The organism is Streptomyces sp. NPDC055099 (assembly GCF_053607685.1).
Genome location: NZ_JBSGUA010000060.1, coordinates 1 through 2392, shown reverse-complemented (window position 1 = coordinate 2392; position 2392 = coordinate 1). Strand labels below are relative to the sequence as shown.

2 protein-coding genes and 1 pseudogene are annotated in these 2392 nt (G+C 70.1%); 2 read left to right on the top strand and 1 reads right to left on the bottom strand.

The features are described 5' to 3' along the window. Positions 1–633: DEAD/DEAH box helicase family protein (locus ACWFRU_RS42230; RefSeq protein WP_453694161.1), on the bottom strand; the 633-nt coding region annotated here is incomplete at its 3' end. Positions 634–860: 227 nt separating this feature from the next. Here ACWFRU_RS42230 and ACWFRU_RS42225 point away from each other — a divergent pair. Together ACWFRU_RS42225 and ACWFRU_RS42220 are read left to right on the top strand one after the other, a co-directional pair. Further along, a complete protein-coding gene (locus ACWFRU_RS42225; RefSeq protein ID WP_453694159.1) occupies positions 861–2036 on the top strand; it encodes an AAA family ATPase in 1176 nt (391 codons plus the stop codon). Beyond that, positions 2033–2392, top strand: a pseudogene (locus tag ACWFRU_RS42220) (hypothetical protein); the annotation flags it as partial. The gene ACWFRU_RS42225 and the pseudogene ACWFRU_RS42220, both read left to right, overlap by 4 nt.

Genomic DNA, 2392 nt, shown 5'->3' with positions numbered 1-2392 from the left:
AGGGATCCGGCTGTTGTCATGGATCGCCGCCCACGGCCGCCCCATGTCCCCGGCCGTCATGTGCCCCTCGTCCAGAATGGCCAGGTCAAACGGAGCCATCCGCTGCCCGTACAGCCGCTCCCCGCCCGCCAGAGCTGATTCCAACGGCCCAGGAACAGTCCCACGCGCAGAGACATCGGCAGGGTCCTCACGGTCCACGAGAGAGGCGTACGTAGCAAACACGACCACCGGCCCGGACCCTGCCCACAGCGCGAGCTGAATCGGGTTGGTGGTGGTGCGCACTCCGAGCTGCTCCAGGACCTCGTCCCTGTCCACCGAGCAGACCGCGACCATCGGCGCGCGATGCCCGACCCGCCGCCAGGACTGGGCACTCTGCACGACCAGGTCCAGCGTGGGCACCATCACCAGAATCCGCCCGCCCGGGAAGTACTCCAGAGCGCACGAAGCGCTGGTGATCGTCTTACCTGACCCGGTCGCGGACACCCCCATCGCACGTGCACCCTCCGGAGGCACAAAAGATCTTGCAGGAAATCCGACCCAGTTACGAAAGCTCGACTTCTGGTCGACCTGGTGCTTGCGATCTCTCGGGTTGGTGTCGGTGGTGGTGAGAGTCGGTCGCGCTGGTCCGGGGATGGGTGTTGCGGGGCTGGTCAGCGGCTGTTTACGGGTGGGCAGGCCGCTGTCATAAGGTGAGAGATCGATGGATGGGATCGCTGTCGTGGGGCTTTATCGCATGGCACCTGATGTTTGTCTCAGGTTCGAGAGTTCTTATGCGGTGAGGTGGGCCCGGCCAGTGTGATCGGGGCGTGGATCAAGAGGTAAGGGCCGGTCGTGGGCCTGTGCTGCCCAGGGGGTTGGTGGTGCGTCGTCTGCTGGAGCGGCAGCAGGCGGGGGAGCTGGCCACGCGGCATGTTCGTGCGGTCGCTGAGACGGTGGGTGTCTCGGAGCGTACGGTGTGGCGCTGGCTGGAGCAGGCGAAGGCGACTGGGCAGGTGGAGGCGCCGGTCCGGCAGGGGTATGCGGTGTCGGACGAGGTGTGGGCGTTGCTGGGCGAGGTCGGAGGGAACGTCGCTGAGCTGAGACGCCGGCTGGCCGCGGCTGGCGGGGCCTCGGTGCCGTCGGCGTCGACGTTGCACCGGGTGATCCGCAGGGACCGACGGGCGGGGCGGGCTTTGCTGACCGTGCGGGAGCCTGAGGTTGCCGGGCCGAGCAGGCCGGATCCGCTCAGCGAGCTGGGCCTGAACGTGGTGGCGGAGGAAGGCGTCAGTGGGCAGGTGTTTCTGCGGGAGCAGAAGCATCTGGCGCAGGTCCCCGTCCTGGTCCCGGGCGCGCAGGTGGTGCACACGCCTGCTGTGCGGTCGGTGCTGCGGACGGTCGCGCACGCGGCCGCGGTGGGTGCGGTGGTGTGCTTGTACGGCGACGCCGGTCAGGGCAAGACCGTCGCGTTGCAGTACGCCCTGTCCCAGCTGCCGCACCCGGCCCGGGTCCGCCGGGTCCATGTCGGTGTGCATCCGACGGTCCCCGAACTGCGCCGGGTACTCGCGGACGCCCTGGAGCTGGGCAGGCGTCTGCCGCGCGGGGCGGGGGAGGCCGACCTGACGCTGGTGAACGCGCTGCGGCAGCCCCGCGTGCTGGTCCTGGACGAGGCACAGCGCCTTCCGGGACCGGCGCTGGAGTTTCTGCGCGGGCTGTGGGACCACCCGGACACGGATACGGCACTCGTGCTCGCGGGTGCGGGCAGCGAACGGGCGCTGCGGCGGGTGCCTGCGCTGGCCTCTCGGGTGCTGACCTGGGAGCTGGTGCCGCGCCTCAGCCAGCGGGAGGTGGCCACCGTGATGGCTGCCTTCCACTCGCTGTGGGAGGACGTGACCGCGGACGATGTCGCGTGGGTGGACGAGCATGTGGGGCACGGCAACTTCCGGACCTGGGCGAAGCTGACCTCGCACCTGACCGCCGAGACCTACGGCAAGAGCCGGGCGGTGGTGGACCGCCGGATGCTGGAGCGGGCCTGCGCACGGCTCATGGGGCCGCTGTGACCGGCGCGGCCGAGCCGGGAGAGGACGCTTCCCGCTCCGGCGCGCACGGGGAGGGCCCGGGCGTGCGGGGAGGCCTGCCTTCCTCCTCCCTGCCGGCGCTGCGCGGCCCTGCCGTGCGCCGGCTGCTCGCCCTGCGACAGGAACAGAAACTGACAACGCGGCATGTGCGGCTGATGGCTCAGTCGTTGGAAGTGACCGAGCGCACGGTGTGGCGGTGGCTCGCCGCTGCCGAGCGTGACGAGTCAGCGGCCGCGGAACCCGGGGCACGGGCTCAGAGCAAGAACCGCTTCTCCGTCACTCCCGAAGTGCGCCGACTGCTGGCCTTGTGGAAGGGCAACGTCGCGGCGGTTCATCGT